At 33.4% G+C, this 24,548-nt stretch carries 25 protein-coding genes and 1 riboswitch; of the genes, 5 read left to right on the top strand and 20 right to left on the bottom strand.

Going from position 1 to position 24,548, the window contains the following annotated elements; translation table 11 throughout:
• Positions 1–137: 137 nt before the first annotated feature.
• Positions 138–1,124 carry a zinc-dependent alcohol dehydrogenase family protein gene (locus CN946_RS03995; protein ID WP_098860001.1) on the bottom strand — a complete coding sequence of 329 codons (987 nt, stop codon included), beginning with the start codon at positions 1,122–1,124 and terminating at the stop codon, positions 138–140.
• Positions 1,125–1,326: 202 nt separating this feature from the next.
• On the opposite strand from CN946_RS03995, the gene CN946_RS03990 reads away from it, so the two are divergent.
• Positions 1,327–1,626 (top strand): hypothetical protein, encoded by a 300-nt coding sequence (locus CN946_RS03990; RefSeq protein ID WP_098860000.1) that lies wholly within the window; start codon positions 1,327–1,329, stop codon positions 1,624–1,626.
• 77 nt (positions 1,627–1,703) lie between these two features.
• Here CN946_RS03990 and CN946_RS03985 read toward each other — a convergent pair whose 3' ends face one another.
• From CN946_RS03985 to CN946_RS03975, 3 genes are all read right to left on the bottom strand, one after another.
• Entirely contained in the window at positions 1,704–2,276 is a 573-nt protein-coding gene (locus tag CN946_RS03985) for a TetR/AcrR family transcriptional regulator (protein ID WP_098859999.1), read from the bottom strand.
• Positions 2,277–2,293: 17 nt separating this feature from the next.
• On the bottom strand, positions 2,294–2,986 hold the full coding sequence (locus CN946_RS03980) for an MBL fold metallo-hydrolase (protein WP_098859998.1): 693 nt from the start codon (positions 2,984–2,986) through the stop codon (positions 2,294–2,296).
• A 151-nt stretch (positions 2,987–3,137) separates the two neighbouring features.
• Positions 3,138–4,607, bottom strand: a complete 1,470-nt coding sequence (locus CN946_RS03975) for an amino acid permease (protein ID WP_098859997.1) — start codon at positions 4,605–4,607, stop codon at positions 3,138–3,140.
• 199 nt (positions 4,608–4,806) lie between these two features.
• Positions 4,807–4,986, bottom strand: a riboswitch (Lysine riboswitch).
• A 201-nt stretch (positions 4,987–5,187) separates the two neighbouring features.
• On the opposite strand from CN946_RS03975, the gene pdxK reads away from it, so the two are divergent.
• The gene (gene pdxK / locus CN946_RS03970) at positions 5,188–6,003 is read left to right on the top strand and encodes a pyridoxine/pyridoxal/pyridoxamine kinase (RefSeq protein WP_098429334.1); all 816 of its coding nucleotides are present in this window, start codon (positions 5,188–5,190) and stop codon (positions 6,001–6,003) included.
• A 433-nt stretch (positions 6,004–6,436) separates the two neighbouring features.
• On the opposite strand, the gene CN946_RS03965 is transcribed toward pdxK, so the two are convergent.
• On the bottom strand, positions 6,437–6,646 hold the full coding sequence (locus CN946_RS03965; protein ID WP_098859996.1) for a hypothetical protein: 210 nt from the start codon (positions 6,644–6,646) through the stop codon (positions 6,437–6,439).
• A 193-nt stretch (positions 6,647–6,839) separates the two neighbouring features.
• Here CN946_RS03965 and CN946_RS03960 point away from each other — a divergent pair, with 193 nt between their 5' ends.
• The gene (locus tag CN946_RS03960; protein WP_098859995.1) at positions 6,840–7,157 is read left to right on the top strand and encodes a hypothetical protein; all 318 of its coding nucleotides are present in this window, start codon (positions 6,840–6,842) and stop codon (positions 7,155–7,157) included.
• 85 nt (positions 7,158–7,242) lie between these two features.
• Here the strand turns inward: CN946_RS03960 and CN946_RS03955 are convergent, their stop codons facing one another.
• From CN946_RS03955 to CN946_RS03945, 3 genes are all read right to left on the bottom strand, one after another.
• The gene (locus CN946_RS03955; protein ID WP_098859994.1) at positions 7,243–7,836 is read right to left on the bottom strand and encodes a YdeI/OmpD-associated family protein; all 594 of its coding nucleotides are present in this window, start codon (positions 7,834–7,836) and stop codon (positions 7,243–7,245) included.
• Between the two features lie 294 nt (positions 7,837–8,130).
• Positions 8,131–8,838: a nitroreductase family protein gene (locus tag CN946_RS03950; RefSeq protein WP_098859993.1), complete on the bottom strand. Its 708-nt coding sequence runs from the start codon at positions 8,836–8,838 to the stop codon at positions 8,131–8,133.
• Positions 8,839–9,037: 199 nt separating this feature from the next.
• Positions 9,038–9,460, bottom strand: a complete 423-nt coding sequence (locus CN946_RS03945; RefSeq protein WP_235832739.1) for an RrF2 family transcriptional regulator — start codon at positions 9,458–9,460, stop codon at positions 9,038–9,040.
• 585 nt (positions 9,461–10,045) lie between these two features.
• Between CN946_RS03945 and CN946_RS23955 the strand changes: the two genes are divergently transcribed.
• A complete protein-coding gene (locus CN946_RS23955; protein ID WP_098859991.1) occupies positions 10,046–10,468 on the top strand; it encodes a matrixin family metalloprotease in 423 nt (140 codons plus the stop codon).
• A gap of 13 nt (positions 10,469–10,481) precedes the next feature.
• Positions 10,482–11,123, top strand: coding sequence for a hypothetical protein (locus CN946_RS03935; protein ID WP_098859990.1), 642 nt, complete (start codon positions 10,482–10,484; stop codon positions 11,121–11,123).
• A 155-nt stretch (positions 11,124–11,278) separates the two neighbouring features.
• On the opposite strand, the gene CN946_RS03930 is transcribed toward CN946_RS03935, so the two are convergent.
• The 12 genes from CN946_RS03930 to CN946_RS03875 form a co-directional block, all read right to left on the bottom strand.
• On the bottom strand, positions 11,279–11,905 hold the full coding sequence (locus tag CN946_RS03930) for a class I SAM-dependent methyltransferase (RefSeq protein WP_098859989.1): 627 nt from the start codon (positions 11,903–11,905) through the stop codon (positions 11,279–11,281).
• A gap of 142 nt (positions 11,906–12,047) precedes the next feature.
• On the bottom strand, positions 12,048–13,559 hold the full coding sequence (locus CN946_RS03925; protein WP_098859988.1) for an MDR family MFS transporter: 1,512 nt from the start codon (positions 13,557–13,559) through the stop codon (positions 12,048–12,050).
• A gap of 160 nt (positions 13,560–13,719) precedes the next feature.
• The gene (locus tag CN946_RS03920) at positions 13,720–13,899 is read right to left on the bottom strand and encodes a hypothetical protein (RefSeq protein ID WP_097974623.1); all 180 of its coding nucleotides are present in this window, start codon (positions 13,897–13,899) and stop codon (positions 13,720–13,722) included.
• Between the two features lie 290 nt (positions 13,900–14,189).
• Complete coding sequence (locus tag CN946_RS03915) at positions 14,190–14,732, bottom strand: MFS transporter (RefSeq protein ID WP_098859987.1); 543 nt, start codon at positions 14,730–14,732, stop codon at positions 14,190–14,192.
• A 4-nt stretch (positions 14,733–14,736) separates the two neighbouring features.
• Positions 14,737–16,173, bottom strand: coding sequence for an FAD-binding oxidoreductase (locus tag CN946_RS03910; protein WP_098859986.1), 1,437 nt, complete (start codon positions 16,171–16,173; stop codon positions 14,737–14,739).
• Positions 16,174–16,281: 108 nt separating this feature from the next.
• A complete protein-coding gene (locus tag CN946_RS03905; RefSeq protein WP_176547197.1) occupies positions 16,282–17,697 on the bottom strand; it encodes a PH domain-containing protein in 1,416 nt (471 codons plus the stop codon).
• A complete protein-coding gene (locus CN946_RS03900; protein WP_098859984.1) occupies positions 17,690–18,169 on the bottom strand; it encodes a PH domain-containing protein in 480 nt (159 codons plus the stop codon). The genes CN946_RS03905 and CN946_RS03900 overlap by 8 nt, the downstream gene beginning before the upstream one ends.
• 222 nt (positions 18,170–18,391) lie before the next feature.
• Entirely contained in the window at positions 18,392–19,177 is a 786-nt protein-coding gene (locus tag CN946_RS03895) for a polysaccharide deacetylase family protein (RefSeq protein WP_098859983.1), read from the bottom strand.
• A gap of 117 nt (positions 19,178–19,294) precedes the next feature.
• Positions 19,295–20,431 carry a M20 peptidase aminoacylase family protein gene (locus tag CN946_RS03890; RefSeq protein WP_098859982.1) on the bottom strand — a complete coding sequence of 379 codons (1,137 nt, stop codon included), beginning with the start codon at positions 20,429–20,431 and terminating at the stop codon, positions 19,295–19,297.
• Entirely contained in the window at positions 20,424–22,532 is a 2,109-nt protein-coding gene (locus CN946_RS03885; RefSeq protein WP_098859981.1) for an alpha/beta hydrolase family protein, read from the bottom strand. Before CN946_RS03885 ends, CN946_RS03890 begins: the two co-directional genes overlap by 8 nt.
• A 59-nt stretch (positions 22,533–22,591) precedes the next feature.
• Positions 22,592–23,566, bottom strand: coding sequence for an ABC transporter ATP-binding protein (locus CN946_RS03880; RefSeq protein ID WP_098859980.1), 975 nt, complete (start codon positions 23,564–23,566; stop codon positions 22,592–22,594).
• A complete protein-coding gene (locus tag CN946_RS03875) occupies positions 23,563–24,543 on the bottom strand; it encodes an ABC transporter ATP-binding protein (RefSeq protein ID WP_098860119.1) in 981 nt (326 codons plus the stop codon). Before CN946_RS03875 ends, CN946_RS03880 begins: the two co-directional genes overlap by 4 nt.
• Between the last annotated feature and the right edge of the window lie 5 nt (positions 24,544–24,548).

Genomic DNA, 24,548 nt, shown 5'->3' with positions numbered 1-24,548 from the left:
TACTTAATTACATAATTTTTTTCGCAAAACCTTGACTTCATTAATAAAGAGTTCGATTTTTAAGAACTTAGAGATCACTTATAGAAGTTTAAAGAAAAAAAAATCCCAATGCATATGCAAAAGGGATTTAGGTAACATTACTTATTTTCAATTAATACTTTACCATATTGAACTTCATTATTTTCAAAGTAATCATGAGCGTCCTTCACTTGATCAAATGTAAAAGATTTTGGATTGATCAACGGTTTTAGCTTTCCTTCTTCAACTAAAGTAGCAATTTTATTTAAAATAGCACGATGTTCTTTACGCCCTTCCTCAGTTTTTTGAGTAAGCAGAATAAAAATTACATGTAAAGATAAAGATTTGTTATGTAAAAGTGTTAAATCATGAGTCGACCGTGCTGCGATTGCTAAAACAGTACCTTTTTGCTTAACTGCAATAAATGATTTATCTAGGTTTTCTTTACCGACAGTATCAAAAACAAGATCAAAGCCTTGCCCATCCGTTAGACGGTTAACATATTCTTGGACGGTCTCTTCCTTGTAATGAATGACATGGTCCGCACCTAGCATTTTAACTAAGTCAGCCTTTTCTTTCGATGAAATAGTTGTCGTAACAGTAGCTCCAAAAGCTTTCGCCAACTGGATAGCTAGATGACCCACACCACCTGTCCCGCCATGAATTAAAATATGATCACCTTGTTTTAAATTACCTCTTTCAAAAAGTGCCTCCCATGCAGTAATAGCTGTTAATGGTAAACTTGCCGCTTCTTGAACTGGTAAATTTTTTGGAGCTTTAGCAATTACTGATTCTTCTATTAAAAAATAATCTGAAAGAGTACCCGTAAAGACATTTAAACCGAAAACAAAATCTCCAACTGAAAAACGTGAAACATTTTCACCAACTTCAACAACTTCACCAGAAAAATCACTATGTAAAATCATCGGAAAATTAGGATGGAAAGCATTTGGTACAATCCCTTTTCTAATCTTTGTATCAATCGGATTGATACTAGTCGCAGAAACTTTAACTAAAACTTGATGACCAGATGGTTTTGGAATTGAAAGTTCAACATTTTTAAACTCAGAGCTATCTCCATATTGATGAATAACAATTGCTTTCATAATAGCCTCCTACTCGCAATAAAAATATTTTTAAGTCATTGTAGCATATATCAGATGGAAATAAATACAATTTTGACCCTCGAATCGATTCATAAGGTTTTGATTATAATGGTTAAAAATTTATAATTTATATTGTTTTTTCACATTGATTCAGTATAATCAATATAAATCTTTTAATCTTAATTCATGGAGGAAAATGACTATGGTAAACAAATTAGAAGAATTAAATGAGAGAAATACGTTAGACCATAGAAATATTGTAAAGTATGTAAAACACGTCTTTGATGAGTTAGACTTAAAAGTTAGAAGATTTCGTGAAGAAACAGCAATTAAGGCAGCTCATCATGCAAAACCAGATTTAGAAGAAGAAAAATTATTTTATAACAATATTCACCATATGAAGACGTTACTAATTGACGTATTAGAACGTACTACTGAAGATCTTGAACATATGGGAGATAAAAACTGGAATAAAAACTTTAAAGATGGCGTAAATGCATAATTATAAATAAAAACGTATTTTCTCTATAAATTCTACAAATAAGGATAGGAGGGTTTTTAACCTTCCTATCCTTTTGATTATTGTTGCATATCCGGTTTCAAATTTCTTACATAATTTTTCAATACAAAAAGTACACTTTCATCAATTGGAATATTTATACCAAATCCATCACTTTTTTCAAGCGAAACAAAACCATGAAGCAAACTTCTTAAACCTCTTACCGCATGAATAAGTTCAATGTCGGTTAAATTATACGGTTTCAATAATTCATAGATTAAGTTCAATATATTATTTCCAGTTAAACGATACTCATCACCTGGTGTTTGAGACGGAGATAAGGTAGCTTTATATAAACCAGGATGGGTTCTAGCATAGTCAAAATAAGCAAAAGCTAATGCAAAAATTGCTTTCTCATTATTTTTACCTTCAACTGATTCACGAAGTTTTTCATAAAGTTGTGTAATTCCATGTAATGCAACACTATTTTTTAGTTCATCCAAATTCTTAATATGATTATAAATTGATGGTGGTTGAATCGTTAGTTTCTTTGCAAGATAACTAATCGTTAAAGCCTCCCATCCTTCTGTATCAACAATTTTAATTGAAGTACTGAGTAATTGATTAAAATTCAATCCAATTCTTGGTGACATTACGAATTCCCCTTCACTTACTGCTTTTTAAGAGCACGGTCTATGGCTTCTTGTGGATGACTTAACATCGTACCATGACCGACTGCTAATAATGTAGGTTTTAATTCACTAATTTTCTTAGCACTATTTAGTGCAGCATCTTTATTCCATGTTGCCATTGATGGAAAAGGAAATAAAATTCTTAATTGACCAGAGATCGCAAAACCACCTCTTAATGAAAAAGCATCACCAGCGATAATTGCATTTGTCCGTTGATCTAAAAATGCCATTGAACCTGGTGTATGACCGGGAACTTCAACTGCTATTAAAGACCCTATAGTGTCTCCTTCCTGTAGTAAACGATCCGGAATAGTTTGTATATTTTTTGGAACGGCACCTTTTATAGGAGTATCTGGCTCACTAGCTTCTAAACTAGTGTCTCCTTTTAATAATTTTGCATCTCGTTTTGAAATGGAGACGACTGCATCTGGAAGTAATGATTTTAATTGATCAAGCGCTCCAACATGGTCGCCGTGAGCATGAGTTAAAACGATATTCGTAATTTTTTTGCCTATTTGATTAGCTGCTTCAATAATTTTAGTCGCACTAAAAGATAGCGCTGTATCAATCAATGTAAGCTCGTTTTCTTCTTCAACTAAAAAACAATTTACAGGAAAGAAATTTGGTAAAAAGCTTAACTCATAAAGATAATTATTTTTCGTAATCTTCATTTCATAACCTCCTAATAATAAAAACTAATACCTTTAGTTTTATAATACTAAAGGTATTAGTTTTTGTGAACAAAAATTCCGAATTTACAAAAAAATAATTAAAATAACTAAAAAACCCTTCCATCCAAGATGAAAGGGCTATACTTCATAATTATTTTCTAGATAAGTCCATCTCTTTATAAGAAACAACCTTTGTTTTATGTTTGACTTTATAACCTAACCAAACAATTAAGAACACAGGAATTCCAATGTATGAAATAAGTACACCTTGCCAATCAATTGCATTACCTGTGAAAGCTTGCCAGTTTTGAGCTAGTACAATAAATAAACAAGCTAAGAATGCTAAGATTGGACCTAGTGGGAACCATTTTGCGCGATAAGGTAAATCTTTTAAATCCTTTCCTTGAGCAACATAAGCCTTACGGAAACGGTAATGTGAAATCGCAATACCTAACCAAGCAAGGAAACCTGATAATCCTGATAAATTTAATAACCAAGTATACACTTGACCTTCACCGAAAAATGAAGATAAACAAGCAAGTGAACCAACTGCAAGTGTTACATATAAAGCATTTGTAGGAACACCATTTTTATTTACTTTTGTTAAGAATTTAGGAGCTTTTCCTTCAATTGCTAAAGTATATAACATACGAGTTGATGCGTAAGTTCCACTATTACCTGCAGATAAAACTGATGTTAAAATAACTGCATTCATTACAGAAGCCGCAAATGCAACACCTAATTTTTCAAATACTAAAGTAAATGGACTAACAGCCACGTCGTTTTTAATTAGACCAGGGTCTGTATAAGGAATTAATAAACCAATTACGATTATAGCTAAAACATAAAATAAAAGGATACGCCAGAAAATTTGACGGATAGCTTTTGGAACATTTTTTTCTGGATGTTCTGTCTCCCCTGCTGCAACACCGATTAGCTCTGTACCTTGGAATGAGAAACCTGCAACAATAAAGATTGATAAAACACCTAAAAATCCATTATGAAACGGAGCATCTCCAACAGTAAAGTTTTTGAAACCTGCATGATGTCCACTGATAATGCCAAAAATCATTGCAATACCAACAACTAAAAAGACAACTACAGTTACAACTTTAATTAATGAAAACCAAAACTCTGATTCACCATAGCCTTTAACTGAAAGTAAATTTAAACCTAATATAATCACTAAAAAGATTCCGCTCCATAATACTGCTGGAGAATGAGGGAACCAATATTTCATCAGCATTGCCGAAGCTAATAATTCAAAAGCTAAAGTGATTGCCCAGTTATACCAATAATTCCAACCCATAGCAAAACCAAATGCTGGATCAACGTAGCGAGATCCATAAGTACTAAATGAACCAGAAACTGGCAAATACGTCGCCATTTCACCTAAACTAGTCATTAAGAAATAAACCATAATACCAATTAGTCCGTAAGCTAAAACAGCTCCACCAGGACCAGCTTGACTAATTGAAGTTCCACTAGCTAAAAACAAACCTGTCCCAATTGAACCACCAATTGAAATCATCGTTAAATGTCTTGCTTTAAGGCCCCTTTTTAAAGAACCATCGTGAGTATTCGATTCTACTCGATCATTTTTAGGATTCGTTAGTCCCATCTTTGTTGCCTCCTCTTCATTCTTGCAATCTTATCTTTTCGCGAGAATATGGGACGGTATAAAAGTGTTGTATGATGTGTATTTTACTCAGTATTTTCGACAATATGTAAAGATTGGAAAATCTGGTAAAAACAAAAAACACGTGAAGCAATGTTCACGTGTTCAAGACTCAAATTTATGTGTCAAACAGCATCAACATCTCTTCAATAGCCCTCCACAAAAAAAATCTTGTGACAGTCCTATGCTTATTCAGCAATAGGCCCAGTAATAAATTTAAATGGTAAATTTATTACTTCGGCAGTTTCACCTTTTATTACTTTTCACAGGTACCATAAACCTCAAAGTAACGACTAATCAAAACTGCGCCTCTATCCATACGAGATAAAGATTATATTAAATTAATTTTTATAAACTCAATATACAATCTATTAATCTAGTTTGTCAATAAATTTTTCGACAAAAACAGACTCAACCTAATAAATGAATTACTTGGTTTTCGCTTCATGATGCTCATATCTTGTACCTAGCACTTATGTTTTTGTATAATAATTCTATGTACTTCAAAGGAGGAATTTTTCACATGACAATTTATAAAGCATTGACACTTGCGGGATCTGATAGTAGTGGTGGAGCTGGATTACAAGCTGATATTAAAACATTTCAGGAACGTAATGTTTATGGCATGAGTGCAATTACAACTTTAGTAGCGATGGATCCGCATAATCATTGGCATCATCAAGTATTTCCAATTGATATAGATACAATTGCAGCACAATTAGAAACAATCGTTGTTGGCGTTGGAATTCAAGCAATGAAAACAGGTATGCTTGGTTCAACTGAAATAATTGAGTTAGCTGCAAAAACAATAAAAAAACATAATATTGATCGAGTTGTTGTAGATCCAGTTATGATTTGTAAAGGAAATGACGAGGCTCTTCACCCAGAAACAAATGATGCATTAAGAGAAATTTTAGTACCACTTTCAACTGTTGTAACACCAAATTTATTTGAGGCAGCTCAATTAGCTAAAATGCCTCCAATCTGCACTGTTGAACAAATGGAAGAAGCAGCACGCAAAATCCATGAATTAGGGGCTAAATATGTTTTAGTTAAAGGCGGTAGCAAAATTCAGCATGAAAATGCAATAGATGTATTATTCGACGGTGAAAAAATAGAACACTTAGAATCTGACAGAATTGAAACTACATATACACACGGTGCAGGATGTACTTACTCTGCAGCGATTTGTGCAGAGCTTGCTAAAGGAGCAGAACCAAGAGAAGCAATCTACACTGCAAAGAAATTCATTACTGAAGCAATTCGTCACTCATTCCCACTTAATCAATATGTTGGTCCAACAAACCACATGGCTTATCGATTACATGGTGAAGGCTAATAACAAATAATGGGGCTGTCTCATAAGTCAGATTAACTGACGTATGAGGCGCCTTTTTTTAATTGTAAAAAATGGTGGTAGGAGATCTCAACAATGCTTTAGCTTAAAGCTGATATGATTGATCTTTTTTACAGATAATTAGCAGATTTTTACTAAGTTTTTATTCGATTTGAACAGATTTGCTAGTTTTGATTTGAAAGTATCAACTATTATCTAATTTAGAGGTCACAATACCGTAACTGGTATGGGTAATTTTTAATTTTATTTGCGATTTCCTGGAATTTAATTGCAGTTTTACTAATTTTATTTGCGATTCTCTAATTTTAATTGCAGCTTTGCCAATTTTAAGATTTTATTTGCAGTCCAAGTACATTTTTTATTTTAAAGAATAAAAAAAGGGCAAAGGTTTCCCTATCCCCCATTTTCCTACTATTCATTTGACAATACTCTTAATTGCCTTAAATACATTTCTTCCTTTTAAATAAATGTATCTTTCCCATTTAGCTATTAAACCATTTCCATTTTCACCATTTTCAATCTGAAGCGCGTGCTGTTTATGAAACTCAGCAACTCTTTCATTATGTTTTGTATGCAAGGTGTTTAAACGGTTATGAAGATGAATTGCATGTTTGTTCAGTCCCATATGATTACCTCCTCCTTTAGTTATTACCATCTTAAATAATTTATAAATAGCTTGAAGCATAAACTATTAATTTCTACTCTATTTCCTATATACATTTACACTTCAATAAATTTGAGTACCAAGTCAAATTACCACGATTTAACATTTTTTTTATGTATTGCATGTTATTATATATAGAAAGGAAGTGGAATTTATGAGGAAATTTTTTTTCATATTAATGATAACATTTATGCTTCTTTCAGTAATTGGTTGCGAAAAAAATAAAAACGAAAATATCCAAGGGATTGCATATGCTAGCTTAACAAGAACTGAACAGGCTGCATTAAGTGATAAACATGGGGTCGTTAAAAAAGTGGATTCCATACCTAATCATGCGACTATACTAAATAAAAACTATCATAAAGATAAACTATATTCTGTTACTTTTAATGGAGATCATCCTGAAGAGAAGATCGTTATCTATATAGATACTGAGACAAACAAAAAAGTCGGAATGATTGGTGAGGATTAATTCTTTGTTCCATATACCCCCAAAATGAAAGAGTAATAAAATCACTCTTTCATTTTTTTATTGGCGTTTTATTTAATAAAAAATACTAATCATTTAATCCTTTACCATCGAGAATTTGATCAATATATTTTTCAACCCTAGAAGTACGTGTTTTCGATTGTTTTGGTTGAGAAAAATAATAAATATAAGCTCTTTGACGTCCTGGCGTTAATGCTTCAAAAGCTGTTTTTAAGGTCGGGTTGTCATCTAATTTAAGTTGTAATTCTTCAGGAACTTCATAATCTGAAGTCTTTTTTAATTCTACTTGCAAACCTGCTTTTTCCACTTCAATAGCTTCTTTAATATAGTCCTTTAAAACGCTTTCCATTTCAATTATTTCCTGAATATTTGTGAACCGAATCTGACGTGCTGATTGTACATTTTCTGTTTGTTGAATCAGAATACCTTTTGGATCTTTTAGCAACGCACCTTTGTGAAACAGAAGTGCACAATATTCTTTAAAACCATGAATTAAAACGATATTTTTATTATCAAGTGTGTAACAAGGATGCATCCATTTAAAATCTTCAGTCAGTTCACAGTCCATGACGATTTCTCTTAACTTATAAAATTCTTCTTGCCACTTTTTCGCCCTCAATAAAAATGCTTCAACTTTAGGATGTATATTATTATTTGTCATCGATAAACACCTCTCATTAATTCCACTTTTTTAGCATTACATAAATATAAATTAACCTTAGAATTTTCATCTCAATATTATTATTAGTACTTCATCAAAAATCTTCGTTTTAAATTTTACTATACATGTTTTTATAATACCACTCGGATTAGCTCATCCACTTTATTCTTAGTTAGATGGACAATTAGTCCCCTCCATAACGTTATTCTTTAAACGGATGCAATTTTCCTTCATACAAAAAAAGAACAGGTCCAAGGTTTCCCTTATCCCTGCTCTTCATACTCTTCTAAGTAATTAATACTGTTCCCAAGCAACAACTTCATCTAAAGTTAAACGAACTTTTTCGAAGCCTGCTTTGATTCCTTTACCAACTGAAATTAACATAACTGGTTTGAAGTTTGCTGGTACGTTGAAAGCTTCTACAAATTTCGCTTGGTCAAATCCACCCATTGGAACTGTATCTAAACCTTTTGCTTTTGCTGCAAGCATAAATTGCATTGAAACTAATCCACCATCAACCATTGCAATTTTTGTTGCAATTTCTTCTGGTAAACCACCGTAGTTTTTCACGATTGATCCTACGTAGAAGTCTTTCACTTCCTGAGTCATCATACCTTTTTCAACTAATTCATCATAAATGCGATCAGCATTTTTGTAAGCTTCTGTATCACCTAAAACAGCGATTACCGCAGAAGCATCCACAACTTGTTGTTGGTTATTAGCGATTGGTAATAATTTTTGTTTAGTATCTTGGTCCTTAATAACAAGGAATCTCCATGGCTGTAAATTTGAAGAAGATGGAGCTTGAACTGCAATTTCTAGTAACTCCTTAATTTCATCATCAGACATTTGAAAGCTTGGATCATAATGACGAACTGATCTTCTTTCCTGTGCTACAGTGAAGAAATCCGTACTATCAAGTTCTTTTGGGGCTTCCTTACCAAAATCGATTTCGTTTACTTTATTTAAATACTCTTCTTTTTCAGATTTAACATTAGACATATTTAATCTCTCCTTAATTAACTGTATTCTTTACAAATACAGTATATGACTTTAACTGTATAAAAGTCAACTACAGTTTATAAAAAAATAAAATCGAAACATTTTAGTTTCGACTAAATTAGAAAAAATACTAATAATTTGATTTTCAGACTAATTGCGAGCGTTTGGCTTGCAGTCTGAAACTAGTTTCGATTTTATTTTATCCATTTTCCTTTGGTAATAAGTCTGAAATTGTTTTCTTCGCAAGACCTTCAACAAGCCAGCTTTCCATCTCATCTTTTAAATCATATAAAGCAGATCGTGTAGATGGCGCAAAACATTCCTTACTATTTACATCTAAGAAGCCTTTTGAATATGGATCTGATCTCATCGCATCATAAACATCTTTTAAAGTAATTTCATTAGCACCTCTGGCTAAATAATATCCACCATCTCGTCCTTCTTTAGCTGAAATAATGCCTGCTTTAACTAAATTGGCAAGAATTTTTCTTAAAAAAGTAGATTGTGCTTCAAGTTTTTGAGCTAATACTGCGCTTGGACAGATTCCGTCTTGCTCCGCTAAAACTAGTAGAGATTGCAATGCTAGTCCAAACCATTTCGTACTAGAAACCTTATCTTTCAAGATCATTCACCTCAGTTACTAGTCTAAACTATTTTTTTAAAAAGACAACCTAATATAAAATTAAACCAAAATTTTCACTCTTGTTTAATTCACGATTAAAACTCACTACTTTAACACACATTGAAACCAAATCGAATCGCCACCCATTATCACTTTACTATTAAAAAAATTCTTTCACTTTGAAGATTTGAAAATATAGGATGAATTTGAACTTTACAAATTGTACTTTGATTTCAATTTACAGTTTAGAATATTCTAGACTGTTTTTATATTTTTTGTATACTGTCTTTTTCTGGGTTTTTGAAATTATGTTAATCCCCCCTCTCATTAATCTTAATATTTTAAAAAATTACAAACATTATAAAAAGGTTAAAAAAATTATATAAAAAATTAAAAACATTGTGATAACATTGCAATTGGATATAACTGGAAACAGATAGTTATGATTCTGTAACAAACTACATATAAGGAGAGGAGTTCTAGTTTATGAAGAAGAAATTAATCGCTACAGGTTTGTTAACAGGTGCATTGATATTTGGTACTGCGATATCAACAACTGAGGCTTATGGTTTTTTAGGTAACTAGATAATCGCTCCCCAGTCACTAACATATTATATTGGAAGCTCAGTAGGAGTTTATAACACTGATGCTCGACATGGTGTATATGCATGGGACCCAGCTTTAGAGATTGCAGTTTATGGAGAATCAACATCTAAAGCTAACGCAAGAATTAGATTTGAGAAATTATCTACGGACAATGGTCTCTATTCTTCTGAGTTAAGTGAATGCTATTGCTTATCAAGTTCATACTCAAATATTACACTTTGGCATGACTTCCCTGAACTTACAGCAGATAAAGAGCAAAAAGAAGTATTGGCACACGAAGTTGGACATTCACTTGGATTAAAACATGAGGACGACGTTCCTTCTATCATGTATGAAACGAAATTATTAGGAAGTATATATCCAACGGCTGACGATTGGGCTGGTATACGAGCTAGATACTAAAGGAGGTTATCTTATGAAATATAAAAAAATTATTGCTACAGCTGTCATAATCTCGCTTTTTTCTGTAAGCGGTGTTTATGCTTATGAAAAATATCAATGCAACCACAAACCAGTCGTAAAACAAACTTTATACGGGAACGGTAAGCATGCGACATTTGATAGTGTTTCAGAAATGGAGTCTAAATCAACTTTAATTGTTGTAGGGAAAAAACTGCACAATGAAAAGCCTACTATTCTCACAGATGGTATTAAAGGTAAGGATGGTTATGAAGGTATAATGGGTGGGTACACTATTTCCGACTTCCAGGTTAAGAAAATACTTAAGAATAGTTCTGGTGTAGAAATTAATAAAAATGATATTATCCCTGTTTTAGAAAATGCTGCAACTGATACTATCGGTGATGGTAAAAAAGAAATCACATATTCAGTAGATGGTTATACAATGATGAAAAAAGGTAAACATTACATACTTTTTATGGATGAAAGTAGTTCTGATCCTGGCACATTCATTCCTATGGGTGTAGTTTATGGTAAAGCTCCTTTAGAAGCTGCTCCTGAAGATTTAGAAATAGGTAGAGAAGAAGATAAACAAGTTAAGAAAGTTATTAGTGATGCTATAGGAAAGTATAAAAAGGAAATGAAAAACATCGAATAAAGGTAAAGAACCTACTCTTTATACAGAGTAGGTTCCTATTTTAAGCAGCCTTATACCTCTTTTTGTTCCTGTAATTAAATAGAAATAATGTGGAGACACCTTTATAGGCAGGATAATCATCACAAGTGATTTTTACTATTTTAAATTTCTAAAAATCATTTCTTTTGACATTTTACCATCGTAAATTTAAACGGAGGTTTATTTTCCATATTCTTATGTGGCTCAAGAATTTCGGAAACTTCGATCAGTCCATAGTTTCCAAATTCTTGTTTGATCGAGTCAGAATCATAAAAGAACATTTTTATCCCTTCCATTATCTCGAAGTAGTCTCTATCTAGCTGTTTGCCCTTTCCGTACATTGGTGCTTCTTTTGAAATCGTAGTAAATATCATATAGCCATTCGGCTTTAATTGATTATAGCAATCTTTAATAAACTTCTCTCTCTCATGATTATTCAATAAGTGAATAAGTGCGTAACAAAATATACCATCATAAAGTTTTTGATCAAAAGGCATATCGTTTACTGAACCATGAAAAATAGTAAAATTAATCCCATTTTGTCTTGCTAATTCAATCGCTGTTTTTGATATTTCAATACCTGTTACGTTTATTCCGTTGTCAGTAAAAATCTTTGCGTTTCTACCATATCCAATCCCTGGAATCAGTACATCCTTAACGTTCTTTTCAAGGAAAAAGTCCTTTGTTAAAATTGCGGAGTCTGAAGGTTCATATCCCCACATCATTTGATTTTCTATAAAACTCGATTCCCAAATTTCTGCCATATCTAAATCCCCTTTCAAAACCATTCAATCTAATTATCCAATTGAGATATTATTGTGTTCAAAAAAAGAAAGACCAAAGGTCTTTAGTATTTTGTCTACACACTAAAAAGAAAGACCAACGGTCTTTCTTTTTTATTTCTATTTATGACGCATTGCTCTTAGCCATTTCTTTATCTGATAAACGCTCGTTACCCATTAAGAAAATTGAAATCAATGCTAATCCTACAGGAACTAATGTCCAAAGGAATGTATGAGCAATTGATGTTGAAAACACGTCAGTAATTTTTGTTAGTATTGGTGCAGGAATCAATTTGGCAGCTTCAGGAGTAAAGGCTTGATTTATATTAGAAAAATTCTGAGGTGCGCCACTTTTCGCAAATGCATCAGCAATTTTATCTGTAAATACATTTCGTTGAATAACACCAAAAACCGTAATACCAACTGTCATGCCTAGAGCACGAAGGAATGCGTTAGTTGAACTTGCTGAACCACGATTTTCATTATCAAAATGATGCATTGCAGACATACCAAGAACTGAGAATGATGCCCCTACACCAAATCCAACAATGATCATATAAACGATCACTTGGAATTTAGTCGTATCAGGTGTTAAAGTACCTAGACAAATAATACCTGCTAATAAAAGTACAACCGATCCAACCATGATATTACGATAACTAGTTTTATTTGCTAAAGCTCCACCAAATGCTGCAGAAATACTTACACTCACCATCATTGGTAATAATACTAAACCTGAATTCGTAGCTGTTCCACCTTGAACAAACTGGATAAAGATTGGAATATATATTGTTGCAGCGATGAATGCCGCTCCATAAAATAATCCAACAAAGTTACTTGCAGCAAAAAGACGATATTTAAACATACTAAACGAAATAATCGGTTCAGCCGCTTTACGTTCAATAAATAAAAAGACAATAAGGAAAACAGCAAATCCAGCAAATAATCCTAAAATTTGAACTGAATCCCAAGCATATTCTTTTCCACCTAGCTCAAGTGCAAACATTAAACAGATGATACTAATAACAAATGTTGTTGCACCCCACCAGTCGATTTGTTGCTTTGTGTGGTTTTTTGACTCGACATAAAAATAACTAATTAGTCCAAGTGTTAAAAGTCCAAAAGGAATATTAATATAGAAAATATATCTCCAGTTAATATAATCCGTAATATAAGCGCCAATTAATGGTCCAAGAACACTTGATAATCCAAAAACGGCACCAAAAATACCACTCATTTTACCACGCTTTTCAACAGGAAACACATCCCAAATAATTGAAAAAGCAATTGGCATTAAAGCACTTCCACCAATACCTTGTATTGCACGGTAAATACTAAGCTGAATAATCGAATTTGCTGTCCCACAAAGAACTGAACCTAAAATGAATAAAATAATTCCTAACATAAAAAATCTTTTTCTACCGTACATATCAGAAAGTTTACCGAAAATTGGCATCCCAGCCATTTCTGTAACTAAGTAAGCCGATGTTACCCAAACAAATTTATCATAGCCACCTAAATCTTTTAAAATTGTAGGCATCGCTGTAGAAACGATTGTGTTATCAAGGGAAGCGAAAAATATCCCAAGTAATAACGCGATCATAACAGGAACCAGTTTTGTTTCCCTTTTTTGCATGACCATCTCTCCTTTTACATTTCAAGCATAAAATTTAATTTCAATACTGTATTCATGGCCTAACTTAAGTATCCTGACTGACTAAAAAACGCTATTCTTTCGAGACACTTAGTCTTATTAAATAGCTAACCTTTGGAGATAATTTGCAGTGCAGTCAAAATCAGTCTTTATTAATGTATAAAATAGCATTACTTAATAGACCTAAACCTATTCCAATTCCAAAACCAATAAATCCTCCTACGACTAAATGTGATGTAAAATAACCTACTCCTAAACCAATCGTTAATCCTAAAATTACAAAAGCAGCATAAAAAATCCCTACAGCTTCCTCATGTCTCATAATATATAATCATTCCTTCCATACAATTTAATTTCACATAAAGTAAATGAATGTCTCCATAAATACTTTAATTAATTTAAAGTTAATATAACATTGTTTCGTTACTTAAACAATATATAAATTTAAATTTATTGTTTTATTTTTATTAAAAACAGTACTTTAAACGTAAATCATGCTACTTATTCACTAACTTTATTGTATAAAAAGGAATATAACACCGTTACGTACAAAAACAATCCACAAAAACAAAACATTGTTGTGTTACTCTGAATTTAAATAATAAAACTCATTTACTTAGGACCTGGCTGCCACTTGCTCATTATCATTTTATAACAAAGACCAAGTGCACTTATTAAGAAAAGCCATGCCGCTAAATGAAACATAAATTGAATGTCAATTGATTCAAGTAAAGTTCCTACACCTATAATACAGATAGCTGTTACAAAAGAAGTCCAAAATAAGTAACTCCTATAAAAATCAGATGAAGCGTTCATAAATAATTTCTTTTCAGCGATCTTGAATAAAGCAGTAAACCCTCCAAATAAAACTTGCCCAATATAAACAATCTTTATATTATCGATCAAAGGCAGTGAAAAAAACAATAAACAGCAAAATAATGAATGGAATATCATTAATAAAAATGGTGAAACCCGGTCAACGAATCGGCCACCAAAGTATACAACCACACTTAAACTTAATGAAAAAAGTCCATATAATAAACTAAATACGTCATACGCATCTCCTATGTTCCTTAAGAAGAGGACATAATATGGAAATACTAAAGAACTGCTAAATCCAATAATACTAAGTAATGCAATTAAAAAACGGTTCATAGGATTACTCCCCATAATTTTCATAAAAAGTATTCATAAATACATTATTTGGATCAAACTCTCTTTTCTTATTGAAAAAATCTTGCGTTTTTGGATATGCTGTAATCATTTGTTGCTTAGACTGATATGGATAATAAGGTAAATAATAAGTTCCTCGATGCTCCAGAGTTAGATCAGTCCACTTTTGAATTACCTCTTTTGCATATTGAACAGAATCTTTATCTTTACCATGTTGAATCAAAACAACGAAAGCAAACATATCATCTTTCGCATAATTCATGACTGTTTCATCATCTTTTTCAACGTATCGAATCGTTATATTTAATATATTTAAATTTTCATATTGTAAATATTCTCTAACATCATCAATGTAATGAGTAAATTCATTTACAGGTACAAAAAATTCCTGTAAAACTTGTGTATCTTGGCGGTCATCGAATTCCATAAACTTACTTTCAGAACGCATGACATTATTACGAGTTTCATAGTTCCCGTTTAGGGAGTGAATAAAGCGATATTGAAAGTCCCAAAATAGATTTTTACCAATGTCCGAAGTTCTGGACATACCTAGTGCAAACTTCGGTAAAAAAGCGGAATGATCTTCCTTCAGCTCTTGATCTGAATTGGTCATTTTACGAGATGTTGCCATATAATTAATTGCATAAACCTTATCTAAAAAGCTATCTGGTGCTACAGAAATCCTAGCAATATGCATTCTTGCATTTTGGTTTTCTAATACGTTCTTGTTAAAATAATTTGGATACTTCTTATAGTCCATCGTTTTTGTTTCTACTCGATATAATTCATTATTTGTTAGTTGAAACTCTACTTCTAAAATAATTCCAAATAATCCATATCCACCTAATACATACGGAAATAATTCTTTATTCTCAGTGCGGCTTACTTTAATTACGTTCCCTTCTGGTGTTAATAATGTAAACCAATTAACAGTACTAGCTAATGAGTGATTCCGAATATCACGGCCATGTGCGTTCACACTTAATGAACCACCTACTGAGAATATCTCTTGTGACTGAGTAACCTTTAAGGCCAGATGATAAGAATTAATCGCTTTTTGTATATCTCCCCATGTTGCACCACTTTGAACAATAACTGTCTTTTGAACAGGATCCACTTTTTCAACCTTATTAAATGTTTTTAAATCAATCACCACACCATCTTTATAATATGTATGACCACCTTGACTATGTCTCTCACCTGCAATCGAAACTGTCTTACCTTGTTTTTTTGCTTCAATTACAATTTTCTTTAATTGATCTTCTTCCTTCCCTTTGACAATACGATCAATTTTAGTAGGTAAAAGATGGCCAACATCATCAATCACTCCATGTTTTAATGGTGCAGGTTTAGTCCACAGCGTATGTAAAACTGTCACAAACACGGTTAAGAGGAGTATTCCTACAAATATTCTTTTCCCCAAGTTCTTTTCCTCCTAATAGAAAAAATAAATTTAAGCGTTAAAAAAAGACGTGCTTACACTAATGTATACACGTCTTCTCTTTACGATCTGTGATCGTTCAATATGGTTTTAACTAAACCAACCAATCATTCGATTTACGTCTTTTTCATCTAAATGCCTTATCTGATAAGTACGACCAAATTGGCTTGAAAGAATCGTAATGTAGATTGATTTTAGTTTTACTCTTTTTTGAAGGAAACTTTGTTCACCGATCAATACTTGTATTCGCTCTTTTGGTAAAATCGCAGTTGTTCTTGAGAGATAACCAGACTGAATAATCACAGTTCGATCTAGTAATGTATAGCCTGCATTTCTAAATCCTAATTCCCCAATAAATAGACCGATTAAAACGATGCCATAAGCCCAGAAATGAACAAATGGAAGTAATACAATTCCACTTGCTATTAGAAGAAAAGTAATAATCATTCTTGAATAATACGTTTTTCGAGCTCTTTTTGGTGCTCGGTTTGATATTTCATCATAGTTAATAGAAGGGATAAAATTTTTTAGGAATAAGTGGACATCCTTCGTTTTAATAAATGGATGTAGAACATGTCTACCTTGTTCCTGCTTATCCCCCATTCCAACAGCTTCGACGTAAACTGTAGAATAGCCAAATAATTGACGAATGATCCCTTCTTTTATAACGACTCCTTGAATTCGTTTTAATGAAACCGTAAATTCATTTTTTTCGAATAACCCTCTTGTAATAATAATTCGATCATCTATTCTTTGGACAGTAAAGTTAGCAAATTTCAATATGTATCGAATGGTTGAAAAAATTAGAGAAAGTAATAAACTACCTAAAAATACAATAAAAAACATCATGTAAGTGAATGTTTGTATTTGATTATATATTGCCACATAAATACTATGTGGAAGTAAATCCTCGATTTGTGAAAATAATGATGCTAAAACGGCAAAAGCTAGTCCAACTTCAAAGGAAGTGATTCCAGCTAAAAAAAGTTTTCTCGTTTCAATTGTTAAACTTATATCTACTAATGGCACTGCTTGTACACTATTTTCCTCAGCTACACCCAAACCTACTTTTTTCTTTTTAGAATTTAATACTTCATTTTTTAATGAAAGTGCCACTTCCTTAGGAATTGCATTTAATATGCCTTCAGCTTTTTTTCCACCAGCTGTTTCAATTCGTACGCTCACCACATTAAAAAGCTGTTGAATAAATCCAGCATTAATTGAAAAAGACTGAATACGTTCTTTTTGAATAAATGTATTTTCGATTACAAATAATCCCGAACGAATTCTAAATTCATCTTCAGTTATATAGTAGGTAAATCGATACCATTTTATGATTGCTGAAGCAACTGGAAAAACAATCAGAACAGCAGCAAACAAATATTGAAACATTGAGCCTTTACCACCTGAAACTAAAAGTATAATAAGTGGTATTAGTACGTTTTTAATTTGCTCTAAAAATACGGTAAGTATATAAGCTGGATGTTGTCTTTTTGGCTCATACATCTTCATCACTTATCCTTGCTAAGTAGATAATTTTATCTCTAAGCCTTTCAGCGACATGGTGTTCTAAGCCTTCAATTTCATGTGTGGTGGCAGCCGTGGAAATATTCACTGTAGATAAACCGTATCGACGCAGTATTGGTCCTACTTCTGTCGTAACGTGTTGAACTCTGACCATAGGAATGACAATTCGTTTAATAACAAATATTCCTTTTTGAATTTCTAACTCATTTTCATAAATCTCATATGCGGTATATTTCAATTTAAGTGTAGGTAAAAATAAAGTTAAAAAAATAATTAACGCTATAACGACACCTATAATAATCATTAAAATAAAGAAGGGAAGTGAAAAATATCTCATAAGAAAATAATAGATAATTGGTAAAGCAACTAAAGAGATACTGATAAGTAGTGATGTAATTCTCCATACTGACCTCATTTTAGGTGATGGTCTTTGTGATGGATTTGCTCTCATTTAATCACCTTTTCTATCTCATTAATCTATCACTTACTATATCATACCATGAGACAAACTATTCACAAACCTCCTATTTATCGACAAAGTTAAAAAAAGGTAATTTTCCCCATGATTGATGAAAAAATAATCATTTAACTAAGCAAATATCTTTAAGCTGATTAACAAAAAAAAGGTTAACTCATAGAGTCTAACTTACAAAGACTTATGAGTAACCCTATTTCAATCGTAATAAATAGTCTCAGATTCTCTAAAATTTACAATTACCTTAGCCTGTCCTTCTACAATCTTAGCAAATTCAGCCATCGTAGTGTCATACTTAATATAGATTCTAGGTAAAAGATAGTCTTCATTCTTTGTACCCTTTTCTAGAAAATATTTTGGATCTGTCGCTACTGCAAATTTATAGTATTTTTTTGTTTCCTCAATTACTTTATCATTATGATAACCATAAGGATAAGAGAGGGCTATCACAGCTTTTCCAGTGATTGATTGGATCTTATCTTTGGAATCTTTCAACTCATGATTATAATCATCTATCTTCCTTAAATCTGGATGGGTTGCAGTGTGCGATTGGATTGAAAACACCCCTGAATCAGACATCTTTTTTAAATCCGTGCTAGAAAGACGATCCGGCCATCCAATATAGTCGGATATCGCAAATATAGTTGCTCTTGGTGTAAACGTATCCGATTTCAATTTTTGAAAGATTTTTAACACATTTAAGTTATTTTTATAACCGTCATCAATTGTAATAAATACAGGTTTCTTTACGTTATTACGGTCTCCCCATTGTTCAAAAGTTAAAAGCGTAAATCCATGATCACGTAAATAGATCATTTGCTTTTCAAAATTCTCTGGCGAGACAAACAAGTCTCTTACTCCATGACCAGTAAACTCATCAATGGAATGATAAATTAAAATTGGAATTTTGTCTGCAGCATGTGTTTTTTCTGGCAACTGTATCCACAAAAATAGACATAGAAAAAATAAAGTTATTTTTCGCATAAAAGTCCTCCCTTTATCTTTTTACTATTTAGTGTTCCATTATCATTCCCTTGTATTATAAATTCTCTTACAAAATAAAAAAGACTCGTAAATAACCGAGTCCTCTACCATTTATTGTTATAACGCCAACATCTTGATCATAGCAGTACTTAAGATTTTAACACCGTTTGATAGTGAATCAAGATTAAAACTCATATTCGGGTGATGCAAGCCTGGCTTCAAATCTGTTCCTAAACCGATCATTGTTGTTTGTAAATGAGGGAAGTTAGTTTTGTAAAAATGAAAGTCTTCTCCTCCAGGAGTAATAACCGCTGGAGCCAAGCAATCTTCACCTATCGCTTCAAGGATTGCCTCTTTTACAACCTCTTCCATTACGTGACTCTTTTCAGCAGCCACCATTTCTGCAATGGTTTCCATAGAAACTTCCGCATGATTGGCCGTTCCAGCTACAAAAACCGCTTGTTCAATATCTTTGATTAACTCTTTCATTATTTCATTTCGTTCGGCACGTACATCAATTCCGAACTCAGCAAAGTCTGGGATGATATTTACATGATCTCCACCAGCCCTAACCATTGTCAACTTTGCAGATGCAGAAACAGATGGATCTACCTTTACCGCATTGACTGCTTGAATGATCGCTCCAAGAGAATCTACAACATTTATGCCGAGATTGGGTCTAGCGCCATGAGCCTGTAGGCCTTTAATAGTCCCTTTTAATAAAGTAGTAGCCCCATGATAGATAGCAGGTGCCGCTTCTCCAAATTTCAATTCTTGAACAGGACGCACATGAAGACCAAGTAAAAGTTTCACGTCATTTAGAACCCCTTTTTCAATCATTGCTTTTGCACCTTTCCCAGTTTCCTCTGCTGGTTGAAAGATTATTTTTATTAATCCTTTAGGTTCATATCCAATTTCCTTCAAACAAGTTATGGCATACAGGACCATAGTCATATGAGCGTCATGACCACAAGAATGATTCGCTTTCCATTCTCCATCCACTAGCTGCCACAAAGCATCCATATCTGATCTGATCCCAATTGTAGGTCCTTCATCTTTATTCCCCCAGTATCCAACGACACCTGTTATGTCCTCAAACGTTTCGTAGGGTATATTCAATTTTTCTAATTGTTCACATAAGAATCTAGTTGTCTCAAATTCTTTCCAACTAATTTCAGCATGTTTATGAAGGTATTGATAAGTGGACTTTATCGACTCATCATGCTGAGAAACCCATGAATTAATCTCATTCATAAATTGCCAAACTCCCTTTTGCAAATGATTCTTGTAACTGTGCTGTTACAAAATCTAGAATGGCTTCTAACCTTTCAATTCGCAGCGTAGGTTTCCCAATTTGAAGAAGTGCGTGGCTAGAGTTCGGTATCCGAGCAAATTGTACCTCTCCTCCCTTGCGTTTAATGTGTGAATAAAACTGCTCAGCTTGTTCAATAGGACACCTTAAATCGCTCTCATTATGAAGAAGCAAAAGTGGTGTATTCACATTTTCCACATAAGCAAGTGGAGAGCGTTTCCAAAGTGATACTACATCCGTTTTCCCTTTAAATTCTACATCCATAAATTCCGGCGCAATATCACTAGTACCATACATCGATATCCAATTTGAAATACAACCTTCTGAAACAGCAGCAAAAAATTGATCGGTGTGAGTAATTAGCCAATTCACCATAAATCCACCATAACTGATCCCATTGACTGCCACTTTGTTTTTATCAAGAAAATCAAAACGACGTAAAGCCTCGTTTAATCCATTAAAAAGGTCGATCATATCCTTCCCGCCATAATGGCCACACACTGCATTCGTAAAATTTTCACCAAAGCCTGAAGTCCCTCGTGGATTAAGGTAAACCACAGCAAATCCTTGTGCAGAGAATAGTTGCATTTGGTGAAAATAAGTATAGCCGAACGAGGAATGGGGACCACCATGAATATCTAATAATACAGGGTATTTTTTTCCTTCTTCAAAATTAGCTGGTTTAAGAACAAATCCTTGAATCTGCCAATTATCCTCTGAAAAATACGAAAAGACTTCTGGTTTGACTACCTTTACCTCAGATAAGTAGGCGTCATTGCAGTGATCTAACCGTACTTCGTTTGTGGATAAAGATGGTGCTTCTAGAATAGAAAAAGCTTCCGTTGGTTCTCTCTTTATATAATTGTATCCGGTATTATCCTCAATACTAACAACAGCAATTTTCCCTGGGTGTTCAACGGACGAATACGCTATAACAAATGTTTGATCACCATAATAAGAGAAATGAAAAATAGTCCTGTCCCCACCAATTACTATACGCCCTCTGCCATCTGAATCATCCACAGCAAATCGGACAACTTCATTCCTGCCTTCCCTAGTACCGAGGCAAAAAACGTACTTTCCATTTTTAGACCACTGAGGTTTCAAAGGACTTTTTAGGAAGCGCATATCAGTAAAAATCATATCACTTAGCGTATCATGATATTGTTTGCTTAAATACCTTATATCTCCTCCATCAGCCGGAATAAGTTGTAATTGAATTTGATTATGAAGGTATGAAAAATACGCGATCCACTTTCCATCAGGTGAATAAGATGGGGAATGCGCATTTGCTTTTGAATACAACAATTTTTCTTCTCCACCATGAACAGATATAGAGTAGATACTTTTACCATATAGTCCACTCTCTCCATCATTTGAAGAAGTAAAAGCAATATATTTCCCATCTGGTGAAATAGTAGGATCTGAGATATGATTTGGCCTATTCGTTAATTGTTTGAATTCCCCGGTTTTGACATTTATTGAAACAAGCTGGCGAGTGTATGGGGTTTGAAGTCCAATCCCATCATTTTTGTAATAAAGCTTGTTGAAACTTTTCGAGCCTTCAAGCCATTGCTTATTTCGAGTACTGATTTCATCAATGGCTTCCGCTTCTGTAATATTTTCATAAAACACTTCTACTTCTCCGTTTTGTGCTACTGGCACTAAACCATAAATTATATCTCTTTTTGGTGACCAAACAACTGAGCTAATGCCATGTTTAAATTTAGTTAGACAGCTCTCCTGCTTAGAGTCTAACGATAATAGCCAAATTTGCGAACCAAAACTACGATTAGAAAGATATGCAATGATGTTTCCGTTTGGCGACCATATAGGATGGGTGTTACTTGTTCCGTTAGTAGTTAGTTGCAGATCCGTTTTTCCTTCTATATCAACTAAGAACAAATGGGTATTATAATCATTTTCTTTCTGACGGGCTTTCGTTTTTTCATAGATTACTTGTTTCCCATCAGGTGAAATCACGGGATTACTTGGCCATTCAAAGCGATAAATATCTTCTGGTCTAGTTAGTCTTATACTCATTTTATCTCCTCCAAAATGAAGAAAGTGAATCCAATTATCTGGGCTTCACTATCCGTCCATCATACTTTATTCTCTTCATTATACAAATGACAAGCTACTCTTCTTCCTTCTACTTCTTTCATTTGAGGCTTAAGTGTTTTACAGGAATCCATGCCATGGATACATCGTTGATGGAAAGCACATCCACTTGGAGGGTTGTCTAGGGAAGGTAACTCTCCAGTAAGAATGATACGCTCTTTATGATCGTCTGGATCCGTCTTTGGAATAGCAGAGATTAGCGCTTGTGTATATGGGTGCAAAGGCTTTTTAAATAATTGTTCCTTATCTGCAATTTCCACGATTTCCCCAAGATACATTACACCAACTCGATGTGCGATATGTTCTACTACACTTAAATCATGTGAAATGAAAATATACGAAAGACCTAGTTCTTCTTGTAAGTCTTGTAACAAATTAAGAATTTGAGACTGAACTGAAACATCCAATGCAGAAACGGGTTCATCAAGAATTACTACCTTTGGTCTTATGATAATCGCTCTTGCAATCCCAATACGTTGGCGTTGTCCACCAGAAAGTTCATGCGGGTATCTTGATAAATAGCTTTCTGAGAGTTCTACTAAACTAAGAGTATCATTAATTAAATCATAATGTTCTTTCCTTGGAACACGATTGGATATTAAAGGTTCAGATAGAATTTCTCTCACTGTCAGTTTCGGATTTAAGGAAGCCATTGGATCTTGAAATACCATCTGAATGTCCTTACGAAATTTATTCATTTCTTTTTTACTAAGTTTAGTGATATCTGTTCCTTGAAAAATTACTTCTCCACTTGTGGGTTCAATAAGACGTAATAAGCATCTGCCAGTTGTTGATTTTCCACAACCGGATTCTCCAACGATCCCGAGGGTCTCCTCCTGATTTAGATTCAAGCTAACCCCATTTACTGCACGTACAAATTGAGGAGGTTTAAACCAGGACTTATTGGTCTTAAACTTTTTTTCTAACTGTTTCACTTGTAATAGGGGGGCTGTCATACGAACGTCTCCTTTTGTTGTACCAACCAACATCTACAAGATGTTTGATCATCAACTTCGATAAGTGGTGGAAGGCTATTTCTGCATATTCCCAACACTTTTGGACATCTGTCAGCAAAACGACAGCCTTTTGGATAGTTGTCAGGAGTTGGAACTTGACCTGGAATCGATTTAAGACGTTTCTCGCCTTTAGATTGATGAGGAGTGGATTGAATCAACCCGATTGTATAAGGATGCCTAGGATTACGCAAAAGTGTTCTTGTATCCGTTGTTTCCACAACCTGTCCAGCGTACATAACCACTACTCGATCACACATCTCTGCTACTACTCCAAGATCATGTGTAATAAGCAAAATCGACATATGTAAGTCATCTTTTAGGGATTTAAGTAAAGCTAATATTTGAGCTTGAATTGTTACATCAAGTGCAGTGGTTGGTTCATCAGCAATTAAAAGTGATGGATTACAAGATATGGCCATGGCAATCATGACACGTTGCTTCATTCCTCCCGATAAACGGTGTGGGTATTCGTGATAGATGGCTTCTGGACGTGGTATTCCAACTAATTGTAATAAATGTACAACCTTTTTTTTCAAATTTGATCCAGTTAACTTTTGATGCTTTTGAATCACTTCGCCTATTTGGATTCCAATTGTTAAAACAGGATTAAGAGATGTCATAGGATCTTGAAAAATCATAGATATTTCGTTTCCTCTTATTTTCCTCATATCTTTTTCAGTTTTATCAACTAAGTTAGTATTGTTAAATGTAACGGTGCCACTAGCAATTTTAGCCTTTTTATCTAATAGCTGAAGGATTGAAAGAGAAGTCACACTCTTTCCACAGCCCGATTCCCCAACTATTCCTAGTATCTCGCCTTTTTTTACAGTAAGATCAATGTTCTCTATAATCTTAAGCGAACCTTGCTTACTTTTAAATTCCGTGGTAAGGCCTCTTACTTCTAGCACATTAGACATAATCG

The organism is Bacillus sp. AFS053548, from assembly GCF_002575105.1.
GTDB lineage: Bacteria > Bacillota > Bacilli > Bacillales > Bacillaceae_G > Gottfriedia.
Note: the sequence above shows the minus strand (reverse complement) of the source record. Positions and strands in the feature narration are given on the sequence as shown.